The 16,886-nt window shown below is 66.6% G+C and carries 22 protein-coding genes; 8 read left to right on the forward strand and 14 right to left on the reverse strand.

From position 1 onward, the window contains the following. Positions 1 to 2: 2 nt before the first annotated feature. The 3 genes from M1248_RS05910 to M1248_RS05920 form a co-directional block, all read right to left on the reverse strand. Entirely contained in the window at positions 3 to 293 is a 291-nt protein-coding gene (locus M1248_RS05910) for a YiaA/YiaB family inner membrane protein (RefSeq protein ID WP_163732991.1), read from the reverse strand. 66 nt (positions 294 to 359) lie between these two features. Further along, positions 360 to 1,592 (reverse strand): DNA polymerase IV, encoded by a 1,233-nt coding sequence (gene dinB / locus M1248_RS05915; RefSeq protein ID WP_317147816.1) that lies wholly within the window; start codon positions 1,590 to 1,592, stop codon positions 360 to 362. Between the two features lie 20 nt (positions 1,593 to 1,612). Further along, a complete protein-coding gene (locus M1248_RS05920; RefSeq protein WP_163732997.1) occupies positions 1,613 to 2,257 on the reverse strand; it encodes a TetR/AcrR family transcriptional regulator in 645 nt (214 codons plus the stop codon). A gap of 79 nt (positions 2,258 to 2,336) precedes the next feature. On the opposite strand from M1248_RS05920, the gene M1248_RS05925 reads away from it, so the two are divergent. Further along, positions 2,337 to 3,812 carry a flavin-containing monooxygenase gene (locus tag M1248_RS05925; protein WP_163733000.1) on the forward strand — a complete coding sequence of 492 codons (1,476 nt, stop codon included), beginning with the start codon at positions 2,337 to 2,339 and terminating at the stop codon, positions 3,810 to 3,812. Between the two features lie 10 nt (positions 3,813 to 3,822). On the opposite strand, the gene rraA is transcribed toward M1248_RS05925, so the two are convergent. The 6 genes from rraA to M1248_RS05955 form a co-directional block, all read right to left on the reverse strand. Continuing rightward, positions 3,823 to 4,302 (reverse strand): ribonuclease E activity regulator RraA, encoded by a 480-nt coding sequence (rraA, locus tag M1248_RS05930; protein ID WP_163733004.1) that lies wholly within the window; start codon positions 4,300 to 4,302, stop codon positions 3,823 to 3,825. Beyond that, positions 4,299 to 5,054 carry a MerR family transcriptional regulator gene (locus M1248_RS05935; protein ID WP_317147817.1) on the reverse strand — a complete coding sequence of 252 codons (756 nt, stop codon included), beginning with the start codon at positions 5,052 to 5,054 and terminating at the stop codon, positions 4,299 to 4,301. Before M1248_RS05935 ends, rraA begins: the two co-directional genes overlap by 4 nt. Before the next feature lie 48 nt (positions 5,055 to 5,102). Continuing rightward, complete coding sequence (locus M1248_RS05940; RefSeq protein WP_317147818.1) at positions 5,103 to 5,618, reverse strand: hypothetical protein; 516 nt, start codon at positions 5,616 to 5,618, stop codon at positions 5,103 to 5,105. Between the two features lie 91 nt (positions 5,619 to 5,709). Next, the gene (locus tag M1248_RS05945; RefSeq protein ID WP_410506622.1) at positions 5,710 to 6,654 is read right to left on the reverse strand and encodes a copper resistance D family protein; all 945 of its coding nucleotides are present in this window, start codon (positions 6,652 to 6,654) and stop codon (positions 5,710 to 5,712) included. Next, entirely contained in the window at positions 6,630 to 7,172 is a 543-nt protein-coding gene (locus M1248_RS05950) for a copper resistance protein CopC (RefSeq protein ID WP_317147820.1), read from the reverse strand. Before M1248_RS05950 ends, M1248_RS05945 begins: the two co-directional genes overlap by 25 nt. Before the next feature lies 1 nt (position 7,173). Further along, entirely contained in the window at positions 7,174 to 7,827 is a 654-nt protein-coding gene (locus tag M1248_RS05955; protein ID WP_163733021.1) for a DUF6474 family protein, read from the reverse strand. Positions 7,828 to 8,257: 430 nt separating this feature from the next. Between M1248_RS05955 and M1248_RS05960 the strand changes: the two genes are divergently transcribed. The 3 genes from M1248_RS05960 (at position 8,258) to M1248_RS05970 (ending at position 10,717) form a co-directional block, all read left to right on the forward strand. After that, complete coding sequence (locus M1248_RS05960) at positions 8,258 to 8,989, forward strand: hypothetical protein (protein WP_317147821.1); 732 nt, start codon at positions 8,258 to 8,260, stop codon at positions 8,987 to 8,989. Between the two features lie 67 nt (positions 8,990 to 9,056). After that, the gene (locus tag M1248_RS05965; RefSeq protein WP_163733027.1) at positions 9,057 to 9,548 is read left to right on the forward strand and encodes an ImmA/IrrE family metallo-endopeptidase; all 492 of its coding nucleotides are present in this window, start codon (positions 9,057 to 9,059) and stop codon (positions 9,546 to 9,548) included. Further along, a complete protein-coding gene (locus M1248_RS05970; protein WP_163733030.1) occupies positions 9,545 to 10,717 on the forward strand; it encodes a hypothetical protein in 1,173 nt (390 codons plus the stop codon). Before M1248_RS05965 ends, M1248_RS05970 begins: the two co-directional genes overlap by 4 nt. Before the next feature lie 37 nt (positions 10,718 to 10,754). Here M1248_RS05970 and M1248_RS05975 read toward each other — a convergent pair whose 3' ends face one another. The 4 genes from M1248_RS05975 to M1248_RS05990 form a co-directional block, all read right to left on the reverse strand. Next, a complete protein-coding gene (locus M1248_RS05975; RefSeq protein WP_083127744.1) occupies positions 10,755 to 11,153 on the reverse strand; it encodes a transcriptional regulator in 399 nt (132 codons plus the stop codon). Between the two features lie 379 nt (positions 11,154 to 11,532). Continuing rightward, positions 11,533 to 12,240: a TMEM165/GDT1 family protein gene (locus M1248_RS05980; protein ID WP_163733033.1), complete on the reverse strand. Its 708-nt coding sequence runs from the start codon at positions 12,238 to 12,240 to the stop codon at positions 11,533 to 11,535. Between the two features lie 240 nt (positions 12,241 to 12,480). Next, positions 12,481 to 13,014: a peptidase gene (locus M1248_RS05985; protein ID WP_083127798.1), complete on the reverse strand. Its 534-nt coding sequence runs from the start codon at positions 13,012 to 13,014 to the stop codon at positions 12,481 to 12,483. Between the two features lie 99 nt (positions 13,015 to 13,113). Next, positions 13,114 to 13,398, reverse strand: coding sequence for a S26 family signal peptidase (locus M1248_RS05990; protein WP_174262283.1), 285 nt, complete (start codon positions 13,396 to 13,398; stop codon positions 13,114 to 13,116). An 85-nt stretch (positions 13,399 to 13,483) separates the two neighbouring features. On the opposite strand from M1248_RS05990, the gene sodN reads away from it, so the two are divergent. Next, entirely contained in the window at positions 13,484 to 13,906 is a 423-nt protein-coding gene (sodN, locus tag M1248_RS05995) for a superoxide dismutase, Ni (RefSeq protein WP_163733038.1), read from the forward strand. Between the two features lie 82 nt (positions 13,907 to 13,988). On the opposite strand, the gene M1248_RS06000 is transcribed toward sodN, so the two are convergent. After that, positions 13,989 to 14,201 carry a hypothetical protein gene (locus tag M1248_RS06000; RefSeq protein WP_163724422.1) on the reverse strand — a complete coding sequence of 71 codons (213 nt, stop codon included), beginning with the start codon at positions 14,199 to 14,201 and terminating at the stop codon, positions 13,989 to 13,991. 342 nt (positions 14,202 to 14,543) lie between these two features. Here M1248_RS06000 and M1248_RS06005 point away from each other — a divergent pair, with 342 nt between their 5' ends. From M1248_RS06005 to M1248_RS06015, 3 genes are read left to right on the forward strand one after another with little or no spacing between them, the layout of a single operon-like run. After that, positions 14,544 to 14,885: a rhodanese-like domain-containing protein gene (locus M1248_RS06005; RefSeq protein WP_317147822.1), complete on the forward strand. Its 342-nt coding sequence runs from the start codon at positions 14,544 to 14,546 to the stop codon at positions 14,883 to 14,885. Between the two features lie 34 nt (positions 14,886 to 14,919). Continuing rightward, positions 14,920 to 15,978 (forward strand): DUF4328 domain-containing protein, encoded by a 1,059-nt coding sequence (locus M1248_RS06010; protein WP_317147823.1) that lies wholly within the window; start codon positions 14,920 to 14,922, stop codon positions 15,976 to 15,978. A gap of 6 nt (positions 15,979 to 15,984) precedes the next feature. After that, positions 15,985 to 16,809 (forward strand): glycerophosphodiester phosphodiesterase, encoded by an 825-nt coding sequence (locus M1248_RS06015; RefSeq protein ID WP_163733046.1) that lies wholly within the window; start codon positions 15,985 to 15,987, stop codon positions 16,807 to 16,809. Positions 16,810 to 16,886: the final 77 nt, after the last annotated feature.

The raw sequence follows: 16,886 nt of genomic DNA on the forward strand, positions 1-16,886 counted from the left end.
CCTCAGGTGGACGTGGTGAACGGATTGTGTTCTGCCAGTAGCTTTTCCATTCGCGCCTCGTCCAGCCGAACTCGAATGGTGGCGGCTTCTTCCTGATCTCGAATGACCTTCGCCAGGGTGAACGCGCTGGTGACCAGGAACAGGACCGTCATGGCGAGGAACATCCGTTGCCACATGTCCAGGGGCAGGAAGACGATCCCGCCGAGTACGCCAAGGAGGCTGACGCCGAACGCGATGGCGGCCTGCAGAAAGAACGCGGCGGTGTTATTCGACGGAGCATTCAAAGTGTTCATGGGTTTCAGCCTGGCGTGACGGCGGCACCGGCGGCTGAGTGAGATTACTCAATTCGTAAGTCCCGGTCAGTCCGGCAGGTGCGGCATCTCGAGCCCCGGATCGCGCCCGAGCAGGACGCCGCGCATCACGGCGGCGTTGCCGTAGCGCTTCCGCACCTGGTCGACGGCGTCGTCCAACGCGATGACGTCGTGGGCGGGTGCGGGCGGGAACGGCAGCTCCAGTTGCTGTGCGCCGTCGCGGTCGATGTTGGACACGGCGAAACCCACGAGGGTCAGGCCGCGTTCGGCGATCAGCGGGGCGGCCGACGCGACGAGCGTGCGTGCGGCGTCGAGAATCATGTCGGTCGACGCGGTTGCCCGCGGCATGGTGTGGGACCGGGTCGCGCGACTGAAGTCGTCGAAACGCAGGCGCAGCACCACAGTTCGTCCGGTGCGGCCGGCCTTGCGCATGCGGCGGGTGATCCGGTCGACGAGGTTGACGACGACGGCATCGACCTCCGCGTCCGACATCGTGTTGCCACGCCTGCCCAGGGCGCGCTGCGCACCCACCGAACGGCGTCGCACACCCGTCACGACCCGCCGGCGGTCGATGTTGCGGGACAACGCGAACAGCCGATAGCCCATCGCCCCGCCCAACAACGACGACAGCGTCGACTCCGACAACTCGGCGACGTCAGCGACGGTCTCGATGCCGTGTGCGTGCAACTTTTCAGCGGTCTTGGCGCCGACCCCCCAGAGCCGTCGCACCGGCAGCGGATGCAGGAAGGCGAGCTCACGGTCCGGCGGAACGAGTAGCAGGCCGTCGGGTTTGGCCTCCTGGCTGGCGACCTTGGCCAGGAACTTGGTGCGGGCGATGCCGACGGTGATCGGCAGCCCCACCCGCTCGCGCACCGCCGTGCGTAGTTGCGCGCCGATCTCCACCGGGGTGCCGGAGACCCGAAGTAGGCCGGAGACATCGAGGAACGCCTCGTCCACACTCAGCGGCTCGACGATGGGCGAGGTGTCGTGGAACACCTCGAATACCGCGTGACTGGCTTCGGAATACGCCGACATCCGCGGCGGCACGACGATCGCGTGCGGGCACAGGCCGCGCGCCTGCCGCCCGCCCATCGCAGTGCGAACTCCGTAGGCCTTGGCCTCGTAGCTGGCGGCGAGCACAACGCCGCCACCGACGATCACCGGCCTGCCGCGCAGCGCGGGGTCGTCACGCTGCTCGACCGATGCGTAGAAGGAGTCGAGATCAGCGTGCAGGATCGTCGCCGACGGCTGAGCCGTCGATCCGACTCGGGACACGAACATATGTTCGCATCGCGGTACGGCTATTGGGGGGTCTTGCCGTAGATGCTGGTGATCCAGACGTGGACAACGGTGTCGAGCGCGGAGTCTTCGGCGATCGACGGGCGTTGGCCCGTGTACGAGGCGAACATGGTCCGCTCGTTCATCAAGTTGAGGGCGGCGGCGAGGTCCTGGGCAGGCACGGTGTCCGGGGCTGCGCCGCGGGCACGTTCGGCGTTGATGACCGCAGCGGTGCGGTCGACCCATTTCTGCATGAAGGTCGACCAGAGTTCGCGCAATTCCGCATTGGTCGCGGTGGCCCCGACGCCGGCGAGCACCACGGCCAGGTGAGTGCGCAGCGGCTCGAAGAAGGCGTAAATGCTGTCGTGCCAAGCGCGCGCCGGGTTGCCGGCGTAGTCGTCGGCCCGACCCTCGAAGGTGGCGTCGGCCTCGGCGAGAATCCTTTCGAACAGCGTCAGCAGTACCGCGTCCTTGGACGGGAAGTAGAAGTAGAACGTCGGCCGGGACAGACCCGCTCCCTTGGCGAGGTCGTCGACCGAGATGTCGGCCAACGGGCGATCCTCGAGCAGACTCTCCAGTGTTGTAAGAATCGCCAGCTCACGGTCGTCCCCGGACGGTCGGGTCGAACGACGGGCGCGTGTGGCGCGCGGTCGGCTGGCGGTGGTCACAAGGCCTGAGTCTACACAGTGTCGATATTCTCAACACACTGTTGACTATCTCGACACACCGTTGATACGCTCCGGTACCATGAGCGAACACCTCGACGTCGTCATCGTGGGAGCCGGCATCTCCGGCATCAGCGCCGCCTGGCACCTGCAGGACCGCTGCCCGACCAAGAGCTACGCGATCCTGGAGCGTCGCGACAACCTCGGCGGCACCTGGGACCTGTTCAAGTACCCCGGCATCCGCTCGGACTCCGACATGTTCACCCTCGGCTTCCGGTTCAAGCCGTGGACGTCGGACAAGGCCATCGCCGACGGGCCGTCGATCATGTCGTATCTGAAGGAGACGGTCGCCGAGTACGGCATCGACAAGCACATCCGTTACGGCCACCGGGTCCTCGGCGCGGACTGGTCGGACGCCGACAACTGCTGGACCGTCCGCGTCGAGACCGACGGCCAGGAGCGTGAGATCACCGCCTCCTTCCTGTTCGCGGCCAGTGGCTATTACAACTACGACCAGGGTTACTCGCCGGAGTTCGCGGGGGGCGACGACTTCGAGGGCACGATCATCCACCCGCAGCACTGGCCCGAGGACCTCGACTACACGGGCAAGAAGATCGTCGTCATCGGCAGTGGCGCGACCGCGGTGACTCTGATTCCGGCCCTTGCCAATTCAGGCGCAGGGCATGTCACGATGCTGCAGCGCTCGCCGACATACATCGGTGCGCTGCCCGACGTGGATCCGTTCACCGTCCAGACGAACAAGATGCTGCCGACCAAGGTGGCGTACGTCCTCAATCGTTGGAAGAGCATTCTGTTCCAGTTCGCGCAGTACCGAATCAGCAGGCGATTCCCGAACTTCATGCGCAAGCAACTGATGACGATGGCGCAGCGGCGACTCCCCGAGGGTTACGACGTCCAGAAGCACTTCGGTCCGCGGTACAACCCGTGGGACGAGCGACTGTGCCTGGCGCCCAACGGCGATCTGTTCAAGACGATCAAGAAGGGCAAGGCCGACGTCGTCACCGACACGATCGAGCGTTTCACCAAGACCGGCATCAGGCTGACGTCGGGGGACGAGCTGGAAGCCGACATCATCGTCACCGCAACGGGTTTGAACCTGCAGCTCTTCGGAGGCGCAGAGATCAGTCGCAACGGGGTGCCGATCGAGCTGAACGAGACCATGGCCTACAAGGGCACGATGTTGACGCACATGCCCAACATGGCGTTCACCATCGGCTACACGAACGCGTCATGGACATTGAAGGCCGACCTGGTGTCCGAGTTCTTCTGCCGGGTCATCAATTACATGGATGCCAAGGGTTTTGACACCGTCGAACCTCAGCATCCCGGAGACCGTGTCGACGAGGCTCCGCTGATGGACTTCACTCCCGGCTACGTGTTGCGCGCGTTGGATTACCTGCCCAAGTCCGGACACATCGCGCCGTGGCGTCTCAAGCAGAACTACTTGCTGGATCTGCGGCTGATCCGTCGCGGCAAGGTCGACGACGAGGCGCTGAAGTTCTCCAAACACCGTGCGCGGGTGACGGCCTCGGCCTAGTCATCCAGCGCTAGCCGGCGACGACGACGATCCCGTCGTCGTCGCTGTAGACGATGTGGCCCGGGGTGAACGCCACGCCACCGAACTCAACGGTGACATCGCGCTGACCGGCGCCGTCCTTGCTGCTCTTGCGAGGGTTGGTACCCAGTGCCTTGACGCCGATGTCGAGCGTGCGCAGCGTCGCGGCATCGCGGACCGAACCGTTGATGATGATTCCGGCCCAGCCGTTGTCGAGGGCCAGGCCGGCGATGACGTCACCGACGAGCGCGGCGTGCAGCGAACCCCCGCCGTCGATGACGAGCACACCGCCGTTACCCGGTTGGGACAGTACGGATTTCAACAAGGCGTTGTCCTCGAAGCACTGCACCGTGGTGATCGGTCCGGCGAACTCGGATCGTCCGCCGAACTGGCGGAACTGCAGATCACAGCTGCGGACATCCGGGCCGATATCGTCGACGAGGTCTGCGGTGGGACGGAAATCGATGCTCACTCGTCGATGCTAGCGATCACGATGTCGCGGACGAATTGCGCCAAACCCGGCTCGACGTCGTCGTAGTAGCGGGTGAACCGTTCGTCGGCCACATACATCTCGACAAGGTTGCGGTGCATCTCGCCGCCGAAGTCGTAGAACCTCTCGATCGCGGCACGATGCCGGGCGACCAGTTCGTGGGCCACCGGGGACCCCGGTTGGACGCCGTCGCGCTTGGCCTCGGCCAGCGCCTGCAACAACGCGTCACCTTCTGCCTTGATGTCGATCCAGTCCTGCTTGGTGAACGCCGCGGCCCGCTGCTGCGACTGTTTCCACGCGTCGGTCTGCCCCCAACGCTGTTCAGCCTCGACGGCGTACTCCTCCCCGAACGCGGTGGTGCCGAAGATCTCGATCTGTTCCTCCGCGGTCAGCTGAATACCGCTGCGGTGCGCGTTCATCAGTTCCTCCACTGCCTTGATCGTGTGTTGCAGCCGGTCGGCCTGTTCCAGCAGCAGCCGGTGCTGCCGCCGGAGGTGTTCGAGCACATCGGCATCGCCGTCGTCCAGCAGTGTGCGGATGTCCTCGAGTTGCAGCCCGACGGAGCGGTACACCAGCACCAGGTGCAGCCGTTCGATATCGGCATCGGTGTAACCGCGGTACCCCGCCGGGGTGCGGACGCTCGGCACCACCAGACCGATGTGGTCGTAATGGTGCAGGGTGCGTACCGAGACGCCGGTGAGTGCGGCTACCGCTCCAACGGTCTTCGCGTCCATGACGCCACTATCGACCCTGACGTCGCGTGAGGGTCAAGTGAATTCGGTTCAGCCCTCGTCAGAGCCGCGACGCACGATCAGCACCACGAGGATGGCCAGCACACCGGCAGCGATGGCCGCGGCGATCGGCAGCCGGGAGGGCTCGGGTCCGATGAACGGCACCGGCGCGGGGCCCGCCACCGGATTGCTCGCGGTGGCGACAGTGGCCTTGGCCTTGGCCGCGGCTTCACGCGCGGCCGCGGTGAGGTCGCCGTTGGTGTCCGCCAGCTTCGGTGGCACCGGCGTAGCGGGAGCCTTCGTGTCCGGGGCCTTCTTCGCGGCTTTCTTGGCCGGGACAGCCTTCTTCGCCGGGGCGGCTTTCTTCGCAGCCTTCGCCGGGGCCTTCTTGGCAGGTGCCTTCTTCGCGGCCTTGGCGGGAGCCTTCTTGGCCGGCGGCGGTGCTGCCGGTGGGGGCGGTGTTGCCGGTGGGGGCGGTGCTGCGGGTGGCTGCGCTGCGGGTGGCGGTGTGGCCGCAGGCGGCGTGGACTGGGCCCCTTCGTCTGGTCGGTCCTGCTCGTCGGCCATCGGCTGCTCCTTTGCAGTGTCTTGTCTGCGCACGTCCGGCGTCAGCGCGGGTACCGGCAGTGGCCCCCATCATGCCAGGTCGGCTATAGCGCTAACCGGTGGCGGCCAGACCGGCCGCGAGAGCGAGCGCCACGGCCATCACCGCCAATTCGACCAGTGCGCGGGATCGCGACAGGACGGCGGTGCTTCGGTGCGTCCGTGCCGCGGGCACCCAGATCGTGCGGTTACGCCAGCCCATCAGCATCAGCACCGCCGCCACCGCCACCTTGGCCGTCAGCAGCCGGCCGTAGCCGGTGGAGTACAACTCGGCGGGCGACCCGAGCCGGTCGACCGCCGCCACCGCGCCGCCGAGCAGCAGTGCCAGCACACACCACAGGGACAACTGGGAGAACCGCGGCAGGACACGTGCCCACTGACCTCGATGGTCGACCGTCAGCACCAGGCCCGCCAGCAAACCGCACCACAGCGCGGCCGCCAGCGTGTGAACGGTCAGCGCCAGCCCGCCGAGCGCGCTTTCGAAGAAGTGACCGGTGATCAGGCGGCTCGTCAGGCCGACCGCAGAAAGACCGGCCACCACGGCATTGACCGCCGCGGTACGCGGCGCCGCGACGGTTGCCACGCACAGCGCTGCGGCGGCCGCAACAGCGAGCGTCCCTGCGCGCCCCGCCGCGGTGTCCACCGCGAAGCTGACCGTCGTCGGTGCGCCCAGTCGCCAGACCGGGACCGCGGTGGCTTGGGCGGCCGCGGCGATCAGCAGGCCGAGTTCGGCCACCAGCCACACCGCGCCCGCGGCGGACAACGGCACGGTGGCGCGACCGACGAGTTCGCGGCGGTGGCGCTCGTCGTCGACTGTCGGCACGACCGCGAGTCCGAGACAGACGACCACCGCGCAGTCGGCAACCGCACGCACGAGCGTCACCGGCAGTGAGGTCTGCGGGTACGCCAACGCCCATGCCACCACCGACGCGGCGACCACCACCAGTGTCCCGCCCGCGAGCGCCGCGGAACGTCTCACGTCCGGCGCCGCGCCGCCCACAGAACACCGGCACCGACGATCAGTACGGCGCCGACGTAGAAGGGCCACACCGGAACTGCGCCGTCGTCCTCGGATGTACCGGACGAATCAGCGGCCGGTGGCGCGGCACCGGCAGGCGGTCCGGCGACACCGCTACCCGCCGCGGTCAGCTGAAACGACCACGAGCCCGACACGACATGGCCATCGGCCGATGTGGCGCGATAGTTCACCGTGTATCTGCCCGAGGGGCCGAGCGGACGGACCCCGACGCTGATGACGGTGCCGTCGACCGCCGGCTCGCCGGTGGACCACACGTTGCCGTCGGGACCGACCACCGTCATCGCCGCGAACCGGGGTTGCATCTCCTCGTTGAATGTCGCGCTGACCCGGGCCGGTGCCTGTGGCAGTGAGGCATTTTCGACGGGGTCGGACGCGATTCGGGCGGCGTGCGCGGCAGCGACACCGGCACTGCCCAGTGTTCCCGCCGCCAACCCGAGTACGAGAACTATGACGGCGGCAAGCTGCTTGGCAGCGCGCATGTCAGACCAGGCCGAGCCGGGCCATCAAGTCGGCGTCGATGCCGTCGAGTTGCTTGGCGATGGCGGCATGGGCTGAACGCCGCTGCGCGAGTGGCATGTTCTCCGCCGCAGCGACGGCGGCCGACAGATCACCGAGGCGATCGGTGATCGCCGCGACGAACTGTTTCGTTTCGGCGTCCTTGGGCTTCTTCTCGGCGACCATCCGCAGCGACTGCTCGGCGCCGGCGATCCGCGCCGAGAGTTCACCGCCGTGGCCGGAGAACTGACCGAGCTGGCTCAGCGGAACACCTAGGCGGGCAGCGCGACGCTCGTCGGCGTAACCACGCGCAGCGATAGAGGCCCGGTACACCAGCGGAACCGCCACCGGTGCGAGCAGCCGGGTGATCGTGAGGAAGCGGCGAATTCTGGTGGGCGAGAACAACTTACCTTCGCGCGCGGCCTTCAGCTGCATATCCGCGACCTTGAGCGCGGCCCGGTCGGTGTCGCGCTGGGCCCTGAGCTGAGCCTTGAGGGCGCGCGTTTCCGACCGGTGCTCGGCCTTGATGCGGCGAGCTTCGTTCTTGGCCGCCAGTCTGGCCTCGAGTTTCGCCTTCGCCTTGATGGCGCGGGCCTCGGCCTTTCGGGTGGCGCGGGTTTTGCGCTTGAACAGGCTCATCCCAGCAGTCTCCCGGTCGCGTTGTCGATGCCGCACAACACTATCTCCCGGTGCGTGTCACCCGTGGCCCTGGCCCGAGGGAATGCCGATTCGGTCGAGGGCAAACCGGCCAACGTACCTGTGCGACAATCGCTTGACAGCAAATCCGCAGCGGCGATGCGTGTGATGGGTGGTGCAGAAGTGGGTTCGCGTGTGGGCATCGCCGCGGCCGGCTTCCTCGTGGCTTACGGGCTGTTGGTCGTCGGTGCCGGCAATACTCCTGCGAATGCGACCCCGGCGCCCGGCTCGGTCGCGGCCGACGACGGAGATGGCGCCAGGACCGAATCCGGGCAACACGGGGGAGCGCCGTCGGCGGTGCGGCCGGGCCGCCGAGACCACGCGTCGCCGGGCACCGGATCTCGCGGCGACGAGCCAGACGGTCGTAAGCCGCGTGAACGCAGATTCGGCAGCGGACGCGTGCCCCATCAGACGCCGCAGACCGAGGACGACGAAAAGCGAAACCGAAGGCGAACCCGTCGACGGCGAGGACGGCGGAGGCGTCGAAACGCCACCCAAAGAGCCCCCCTGGGAAGAACCGCCGGGCGAGGAAGATCCAGACGACTGCTGGCCCTGGCCACCCGACCCGCAGCCCCCCGGTGACGGTGGCGGCGCGGGCCCACCCATCCGGCCGCCGGCGGGCCGGCCGCATGCGCCGCCGATGCAACTGCCGCCGCATCTGCTGCCCGAGCACACGCCGTCGCAGCCGGGCGTGGTCGACGCCGAACCCGGCATCGGCATTGCCGTGCCGCAACTTCCGGTCGCGCCGATCGCCCTGCCGATCGTCGTGGCGCCCCCGATGGGAATCCCTGGTGGCGCAGCTCCGCGCGGGTTACCTACGGAGCCGGTCCCGGCCTCGCCGCGCGGACCCGCGGCCGAGCCGCCCGCCGGGCGGCAGGCGCCGCCGGCCGAGACGGCCAGCAACGTCGCAGCCCCACCCGCGTCATACCGAGCCGGGTACACCGAGTACCTACGCAACGCAGGGATTTCACAGGTTGCCCTCGTGGCGGCACCCGGTCTCGCCGGCATGGTGCTTCTCACCGGTGTCGGTGGCCTCGTCGGTCACCGACAGGCAAAGGCGGGGCACGCGGTACGCGCCGGAGGCGCCGCAAGATTTGTGGACTGAACTGACGGGGAACCGCTGCTTCGGCGACCCGAACAGCGCATAGTGGATTCGTCGAAAGGGGGAACGTATGCCTGCCAGCCGCAACGTCACCCGCGCAGTGAGTGCGGTTCTGGACCTCGCTCCGCGCCACGGGGAGGTGTCGCTCACCCGACTAGTCGATGCGGTCAGCAAGGACAGGGGGCGTCCGATCGAGCTGAAAACAGCCGATTTGCCGCCGGGTGTGTGCGGGCAATGGCGTCAATACGCCGATCGCGACGTGTTTCTGATTCAAAAGGGTCTGCCGGCGTGGGACCGCACCCTCGCACATGAGCTCGGCCACCTGGTCCTCGGGCACGACGGCATGCCGGTCGTCGAGGCCGCCCTGGAGAACACTGAAATTGCCAGCTCGGAGTTGATCGGCTACATGCTGAACCAGCGCACCGGATGTATGGGACCCAATGGCGAGGACGCGGAGCAGGAAGCCGAGGACTTCGCGGCGCTGCTGCTGTATCGGTTGGGGCGGTTGCCCTCCGATCGCGCTTCCATCGTCCAGGTCCGGCTCGGAGAGGCGTTTGGTTGATCGTCTGGGTGATCGCCGGTCTGCTCGGATTGGCCACCGGTTTACGTATCGGATGGGCGCTGGTCAACAAGCAATCACTGGTGAGCACCGCGATGATCCTCGCGCTGGGAAGCCTCGGGTTGGTCGCCGCGCTGAACTGGCAGCCCCTGACGCTCCTCGTCGACACCGTGCTGCGGTGGCCGAACATCTCGATGGGTCTGTCGCAGGTGGCGCTCGTGATGTGCGCGGCGGGCAGCTGCGTGATGATCACCACGGTGGCGTCCGGGCGTAAGCCGGCCACGATCCGCAGGATCGCGATCGCGCAGTACGGCGTCGCGGTCGTCATCGCGGTGGTGAGCCTGGTGGCGTTCTTCTCGGCGGGGCAGCAGCCGGAGATGGCGCCCGAGGAGTACCTGCAGCGGACCCTGGCCGCGGACGGCAACTCGCTGCCCTGGCTGTTGCCGCTGCTGTACGTACTGCTGGCGCTGACGCTGGTGTCGTGGGCCGGACTGCGATACTCGAACCGCAGCCGTCGCGGCAGGGCGTTGTTCGTGTTCACGATCGGCATCGTGCTGATCGTCTTCGCGTCGGGCTTCTTCTTCTTCCGGGCCGTGCACCGGACCGGACCCGTGGGGGTGGGCGCCGCGGCGACCCTGCTCGGATGCGCGATGTTGGTGGTCGCCGCGGGCTCGCTGCTGCCGAGCATCGAGGACTGGTTCGGTGCGCGCCGCGAACTCCGGGCGATCCAGCCGCTGCTGGACGAGCTGGGACGCCGGCATCCGGACGTCGGTATCGGCGTGCGTCCCCGCGGTCCGCTCGCGTTCCGGGTGGCTGAACGGATGTCGTTGATCTCGGATGCGTTGTTTCTGGAGGCGACGGCTGCGGATGTCACGCGAAAGCGGGTCGGCGCGACCGGTGCGCTCGTCGATCGTGACGCCGAGGAGGGCGACGGCGACATCGACGGGGAGGACGCCGAGATGGAGCCGCCACCCGTGCCACCAGAAGAGCAGGCGCACGCCGTCGCGCTGTGGATCTACGCCGGCCGCGAGGGTGCACGGAAGAACGGGGACCTGAAGTTCCCCGGTCTGAGATGGTTGCGGCAGCCCAGCGTCTACTCGGATCGCGAGTGGATCCTCGAGATTGCCACGCAGTACCGCACGCTCGTGAGGTCAGAGAAGACCGCTACGTAATGACTTCGCCGGCGACCGCAATGCCGGTGATGGCGGGCTAATCGTCCAGATGCTCCTGGCGACGCAGCTCATCGACCTTTTGGACGATGTCCTGCTGGGCCTCAACCGACAGGCCGACAGTGCGCGCCGCAATGCGACGGACACCTTCATCCCGCATGTTCGCCAGCCAGGTGAGCTCCTTGTCGAGCTTCTCGTAGTACTCGTCGTCGGTGAAGTACGCCGGCTTGATACGGAAGAAGTTGGCAAGGGCAGCCATGGTCGCTGCAGAGGGGTTGGTTCGGTTGCCAGAGCGCAGCTGGGACAGGTATGGAGCCGACATCGTCACGCCCTCGGACTTGAGCGCAGCGATCACCTCGGCGGAAGTATGCGGACCGCGCCCGGGCGGGTAGACCGTGTCGAAAAGTCTGTTTAGACGGGCGGCGAACGTCTTGCTCATCGGTATTGACCTCCACATGCGTAGACGAGCGGACTATTTGGCGGCGTATTTGCTGATCATCGTAGCGAGTGTTGTGCCCAAACCCAAGTGCAAACTAGGAAAGTTAACCCACCTTCCGCGATCTCAGGGCTCTCTCACCAGTGGCGACATTGTCAGAGTACGCAAGAACGGCGCCCACATGGTGCGGTCGGGCAAATAAGTTCGACATCGTCTGAATTGCCGCACTCGGGGTATTGCCCCGATTGCCACAGTAATCCCGATCTTCACCACCGGCAACGTCCACAGCCACTCGCAATGGTGGATCGAAGATTTGCTGTTTGTATGCAAATAGCGGGTTCGCATCCGTACGGGCAATAGTTGCCGGCGGCGCGAACCTGCGCTAGGGGGAATTGCGTGAGGACGTCGCCGTCGATGCGGCCGCTGGTGCCGAATCCTGCCTCCGGGCGAAGCGAATGAGCGCCACGGTGCCGACGACGACGACCACCGACCCGGTGACCGCCACCGCGACCCAGCGCAGCCCGAGCGCGCCGTCGAACAGCAGCCAGAGGCCGAAAACCAGGAACAGCACGCTGGCGAGCCGGTGCAGGAAGCCCTCGGGCAGGCGCTTGTGCAGCAGGACGCCCGCCGCGATCGCGACGCCGTCGGCGAGCACCATTCCGACGGTGGCCCCGATCCAGACGCCCAGCCAGTTGTGATCGCTGGCGAGGGTGACGGTGGCCAGCATCGTCTTGTCGCCGAGCTCGGCGAGGACGAATGAGGAGACGATGGCGAAGATGACAAAACGTGGCTCGGCGATGCGGACCTCATCGTCGTCGTCACCGGTGCGGCCCTCGCGCCACGTCCAGATCGCGAACAACAGGAACGCGATGGCCCCGGCGAAGGCGATCGGTCGTTCGGGAAGTGTCAGGCCGAGAAAATGGCCGATCGCCACCGACAGTCCGTGCACGAGCGTGGCGGCGACCGCGACGCCCGACAACACCACCCACCATCGATGGCGCAGTGCGTAGGTCATGGTGATCAGCTGCGACTTGTCGCCGAGTTCGGCCACGAACACGACCGCGAGGCTGATGAGAATTGCGGTAACCATGGGTTGGGTGAGACCTTTCGACCAAAAAACGGTCGAAGGTCTCGCCCACCACCCCTCGTGCTGAGGTGCGGTTCGTCGGCCGGGCTTTCGCCAGTATGTCGACACGACGATTGGGGGCTACTCCCCTTCGCTGATGATTCGACTGTAGCGACGGTTGTGGCGGCACGCCAGTCCGCGCAATGATTTCGGGTAGCCGAATCGACCGTTCAGGTTTGCGGGTTCGGCTGCCTTCGAAAACCCTTACGCGGCAAGGAGCATGGCAAGGATCGCGGTGTCGGGGTGGCTGATCGGGTCGACACCGACCCTGCTCACCATCGACGTGACGGTGCCGTCGGCTTCCGCCTCGACCCAGGCCGCGCGATGTTCGAGACCCAGATGGGGAAGACCGGGCAGCAGTACGCAGCCCGATGCCGCACCCGAGCACTCCGGCAGCGACGGCATGGTCTCGGACGGTGGATGCAGCATCAACAGGGCCGGTGGCTGATGCTCTGCGAAATACCCTGGCGGAACCGCCGATTCGCCGACGACCGTACCCTCGGCGACAACGAGGCCGACGGTGTTGGGCTCCGGTTCATCGGGTAGCTCTTCGCGTGCACCGAAAATCGTTGTGGTGGAGAGTAATCCAGGAAGCGATGCCACGCGGACAGCGACCATGAGTAGCTGTGCCCACTCCTTGGTGGAATCCGGCCAGCGGCCCGAGATCACGAAGCCCTTGAGTGATCCGCGCGAATGAAACGGGGCGATCTCTATCGCCCGACCGGATTCCATCTCCATCTCGCCTCCGCACCATCGTTGTTCGGTAAAGCCCGACACGACTGTGGGTCGATCAGACCAGAATGCGCAGGTTCTCACTGGCGCGCAAGCGGACACGCATCATTGGTCGCGGCGGCCTGATCCCCGGACCGTGTAGACGACGCGATAGGTGCCTGCCGCGGACACCCATCCCAGTTCGTGGGAGTCGACGGCGCCCGGCGCTGTGGGATTGTCCGACCGGGCTTGGAATATCGCGTTCGGGCCGGTGCCGTACACCTCGCCGACTCGTTTGACGAGCCAACGGGTGGACCGGCGAGGGTCGCGGAACAAGCGCAGCTGGCCGGCGCGGGGTACGCCGCCGCGCCATGCCACCAAACCGTCGCCCGGTCGCAATGCCGGGCGCATCGAGTCCTCGACCACCCTGAACAAACGCAATGGCCAACGGGGTGGAGGATGGTTTCGCGGCACCCTCGAAGGGTAGGTTAGGGCCATGCTGCATCGACTCATGAACAACGCCACCCCTGCCCACGCCCACTGCGACCTGTACTGCGGTGTTTACGATCCGGCCCAGGCCAGGATCGAGGCGCTTTCGTGCCTGAAGACGATCCAGAAGTACCACGACTCGGACGATGACCATTTCAAGGCCCGCGCGATCATCATCAAGGAGCGCCAGGCCGAAGAGGTCAAGCATCACCTGATGGTGCTGTGGGCCGACTTCTTCACCAAGGACCACTTCGAGCAGTTCCCCAACCTGCACCAGCTGTTCTGGGACGGCGTGCACGGCGCTGGTGACGTCAAGAAGTCTCTCGACGCCGCCGTCGCCGAGAAGCTGCTCAAGACGATCGACGAGATCGCCGACATCTTCTGGCAGACCGACAAGGGCAAGCAGATGGGCGTCTACCCGCCCGCCTAGTGAATTGACACGAGGACGGGCCTGCTCATCGCGAGCAGGCCCGTTTTTCGTGCCTAGTGAGTTGCGTCCCGGGAGACGTCGATCAGTACAGGACGATCAGGGCGAGCACGCCCAACAGGACCAGCGCGATCACACCGGCCCGCATGCAGGCCATCAACTGGCCGCGGGTGTACGTGTTCGCCGAGGAATGCCACTCAGAAGGCGGTACCGCGGACCCCGGACCCATCGGATGCGACGACGTCATTAACAGCTCCTGACCTGCACGATCGATACCCTCCCCGGTGAGATCGGTCACAATACCCATGTTGTGACCGCGATCATAACCCCTGCTGTTCCTCGGAAGAAATCGGCGCGGAGAGGCGTTTAGAACTGCAGGTGGGGGGTACAAAACAGTCGACAGCCGTCAAGAAGCGAATGGTTAGTCTGGCGAGGTATTTCGCTCAGGCCCGCTCCGGCTGTTGATTGTCGTCTTGATCACATCCCAGTTTATCCACACTGATCTTGAGCAACCGCACAGATTCACCGGCTCAGACTCCTATTGCCCTGATCTTGGGCCTGTGGATGAACCTGTGGAAACTGTGGATAGCCGGGAATTGCTGGCCTGGGTGGACCCGCCGTCGTATGCGAGCATTGGCGGATGGACTCCGACGCGGTCCCGCAGGCCGACATCGCCACCGTTCCGGCGACCTTCAACGAATCGGTGATCTTGCTCGACGTTCGCGAAGACGACGAATGGCAGCGCGGCCACGCGCCAGGCGCCCGGCACATCCCGATGGGGCAGATTCCGGCCCGCGTCGCCGAGATCGACCCCTCGGCCACGTTGTACGTCGTGTGTGGGGTCGGGGGCCGCTCGCAGCGGGTCGCCGAATACCTGGCGCAGAACGGGTACGCGCCCATCAATGTCAGCGGTGGCATGCACGCGTGGGCCGACGCCGGACGACCGGTGGTCACCGACGACGGTGGTGCGGGCGCCGTCTGAGCAGCCGTCGACAATCGCTGGCTAGGCTGGTCGGATGATCCAGGTCTGTTCCACGTGCGGAACGCGCTGGAACGTGCGTGACCGCCGACGGGACTGGTGCCCGCGCTGCAACGGCACGCTGCTCGCGCCGACGGGTCCAGACTCCGCTGCGCTGGGGACGACCCCACCGGCAGGTAGGGGGTGGGGGCCGACTGCCGGCCTCGGTACCCCGCCGTCAGCTAGGAGACTGCCGCAGGGCTATCGCTGGATCGCGGTCCGTCCAGGATCGGCGCCCCCACCGCGCCGGACTCGTCGCCCCCTCGGTCCGACGCCGCGCTACGCGTTCATCCCGCGTTGGGGCCTCGTCGACCGTTTCGACCCGATCGACCAGCAGCAGGCCCCGCAGCGCCCGGGCCCCTCCGCCGGGATGGTGCGAACCACTCTGGTCGTGACCATGGCCGTGCTCGGTGCGGCGGCGCTCGCGCATCTGGTGCGCTACGCATTGCTCATCGTCAACCGCAGCAGGTTGCTGAACCCGTGGGTGGCGGGTGGCGTGACGTGGATCGGCGTCGTGCTCAGTGTCATCGCGATGTTCATGGTGGTCGCCAGCGCGGTAGTGCTGACGAATTGGCTCATCGGCCGCAGAGCCGCCGCCTACGCCTACCGGGGGCAGCCGGACCCGCGGTCGCTGTGGTCGCTCCGTGCGGGTTGCTTGGTGCCCGTCGTCAACCTGGCCTGGGCGCCGGTGTTCGTCATCGAGCTGGCGGGCGTCGAGGAGCGGTTCACCTGGCTGCGCAGACCCATCGCGGTGTGGTGGCTGGTGTGGGTCGCCAGCACCACGGTGTCGGTGTTCTCCATCGCGACGAGCTTCGCCACCGAGGCCCAGGCCATCGCCAACAACACGGTGACGACCACCGTGGCGTATCTGCTGGCCCTGGCGGCCGTTTTGCTCGCCATGAAAGTGTTCGACGGGTTCGAGCGCCAACCCGTCGAGAAGCCGTCCAAGCGCTGGGTGATCGTGCCCGACGCCGCCGTGAACACCGAGGTGCGACGCGACACCGAACGCGAGAATGCCGCTGCGGTTGAGTCCGAAGGCCAAAACCCGGCAGCATAGGTACCTATGAACTCGGGCGACGGCACGCTCGCCGGCCATCCGTTCGTCGTGGCGCACCGCGGTGCGTCCGGTGAACTCCCCGAGCACACCCTGGCTGCCTACGAGTTGGCGCTGAAGGAAGGGGCCGACGGCGTCGAATGCGATGTGCGGCTGACCCGCGACGGTCACCTGGTCTGCGTGCACGACCGCAGGGTGGACCGGACGTCCAACGGAAGCGGACTGGTCAGCGAGATGACGCTGGCTCAGCTGCGCGAATTGGATTACGGCGCTTGGCATCCCAGTCGGGAAGACGACGGTGCGACCGGTGACACGGGACTGCTGACGCTCGACGACCTCGTCAAGCTTGTGCTGGACTGGAACCGCCCGGTGAAGCTCTTCATCGAGACCAAACATCCCGTGCGCTACGGCGCGTTGGTCGAAAGCAAGGTCCTCGCACTGCTGCATCGCTACGGCGTCGCAGCGCCGGCCTCGGCCGATCTGTCCCGCGCCGTGGTGATGTCGTTCTCGGCGGCAGCGGTGTGGCGCATCCGGCGCGCGGCGCCGATGCTGCCGACCGTACTACTCGGCGATACGTCGCGTTTTCTCGGCGGCAGCGCCGCGACGACCGTCGGCGCGACCGCGGTGGGCCCGTCGATATCGACGCTGCGCGAGCACCCCGAACTGGTGGATCGCGCCGCCGCACAGGGCCGAGCGTTGTACTGCTGGACCGTCGACCACTACGAGGACGTGCGCTACTGCCGAGACGTCGGCGTCGCGTGGGTGGCGACAAACCACCCGGGTCGCACCAAGGACTGGCTGCAGAACGGACTGACCGGAGTGCAGAGCGACTAGAGCGCGCCGCCGTGGGCGTTGTCGCGCGTAACCGCACGGCGAGGAATCAGCCTGAATCGCGCCATGACGTTACAACC

This window comes from Mycobacterium sp. 29Ha, from assembly GCF_032883055.1.
GTDB lineage: Bacteria > Actinomycetota > Actinomycetes > Mycobacteriales > Mycobacteriaceae > Mycobacterium > Mycobacterium gallinarum.

Coding starts and splice junctions, on each gene's coding strand:
- M1248_RS05910 (WP_163732991.1), bottom strand. CDS start 293: ATGAACACTTTGAATGCTCCGTCGAATAACACCGCCGCGTTCTTTCTG.
- M1248_RS06005 (WP_317147822.1), top strand. CDS start 14,544: ATGGACTCCGACGCGGTCCCGCAGGCCGACATCGCCACCGTTCCGGCG.
- M1248_RS05990 (WP_174262283.1), bottom strand. CDS start 13,398: ATGCGCCCGGCATTGCGACCGGGCGACGGTTTGGTGGCATGGCGCGGC.
- dinB (WP_317147816.1), bottom strand. CDS start 1,592: ATGTTCGTGTCCCGAGTCGGATCGACGGCTCAGCCGTCGGCGACGATC.
- M1248_RS05940 (WP_317147818.1), bottom strand. CDS start 5,618: ATGGCCGACGAGCAGGACCGACCAGACGAAGGGGCCCAGTCCACGCCG.
- M1248_RS06015 (WP_163733046.1), top strand. CDS start 15,985: ATGAACTCGGGCGACGGCACGCTCGCCGGCCATCCGTTCGTCGTGGCG.
- M1248_RS05985 (WP_083127798.1), bottom strand. CDS start 13,014: ATGGAGATGGAATCCGGTCGGGCGATAGAGATCGCCCCGTTTCATTCG.
- M1248_RS05975 (WP_083127744.1), bottom strand. CDS start 11,153: ATGAGCAAGACGTTCGCCGCCCGTCTAAACAGACTTTTCGACACGGTC.
- M1248_RS05935 (WP_317147817.1), bottom strand. CDS start 5,054: ATGGACGCGAAGACCGTTGGAGCGGTAGCCGCACTCACCGGCGTCTCG.
- M1248_RS05980 (WP_163733033.1), bottom strand. CDS start 12,240: ATGGTTACCGCAATTCTCATCAGCCTCGCGGTCGTGTTCGTGGCCGAA.
- M1248_RS05955 (WP_163733021.1), bottom strand. CDS start 7,827: ATGAGCCTGTTCAAGCGCAAAACCCGCGCCACCCGAAAGGCCGAGGCC.
- M1248_RS05950 (WP_317147820.1), bottom strand. CDS start 7,172: ATGCGCGCTGCCAAGCAGCTTGCCGCCGTCATAGTTCTCGTACTCGGG.
- M1248_RS05965 (WP_163733027.1), top strand. CDS start 9,057: ATGCCTGCCAGCCGCAACGTCACCCGCGCAGTGAGTGCGGTTCTGGAC.
- sodN (WP_163733038.1), top strand. CDS start 13,484: ATGCTGCATCGACTCATGAACAACGCCACCCCTGCCCACGCCCACTGC.
- M1248_RS06010 (WP_317147823.1), top strand. CDS start 14,920: ATGATCCAGGTCTGTTCCACGTGCGGAACGCGCTGGAACGTGCGTGAC.
- M1248_RS05925 (WP_163733000.1), top strand. CDS start 2,337: ATGAGCGAACACCTCGACGTCGTCATCGTGGGAGCCGGCATCTCCGGC.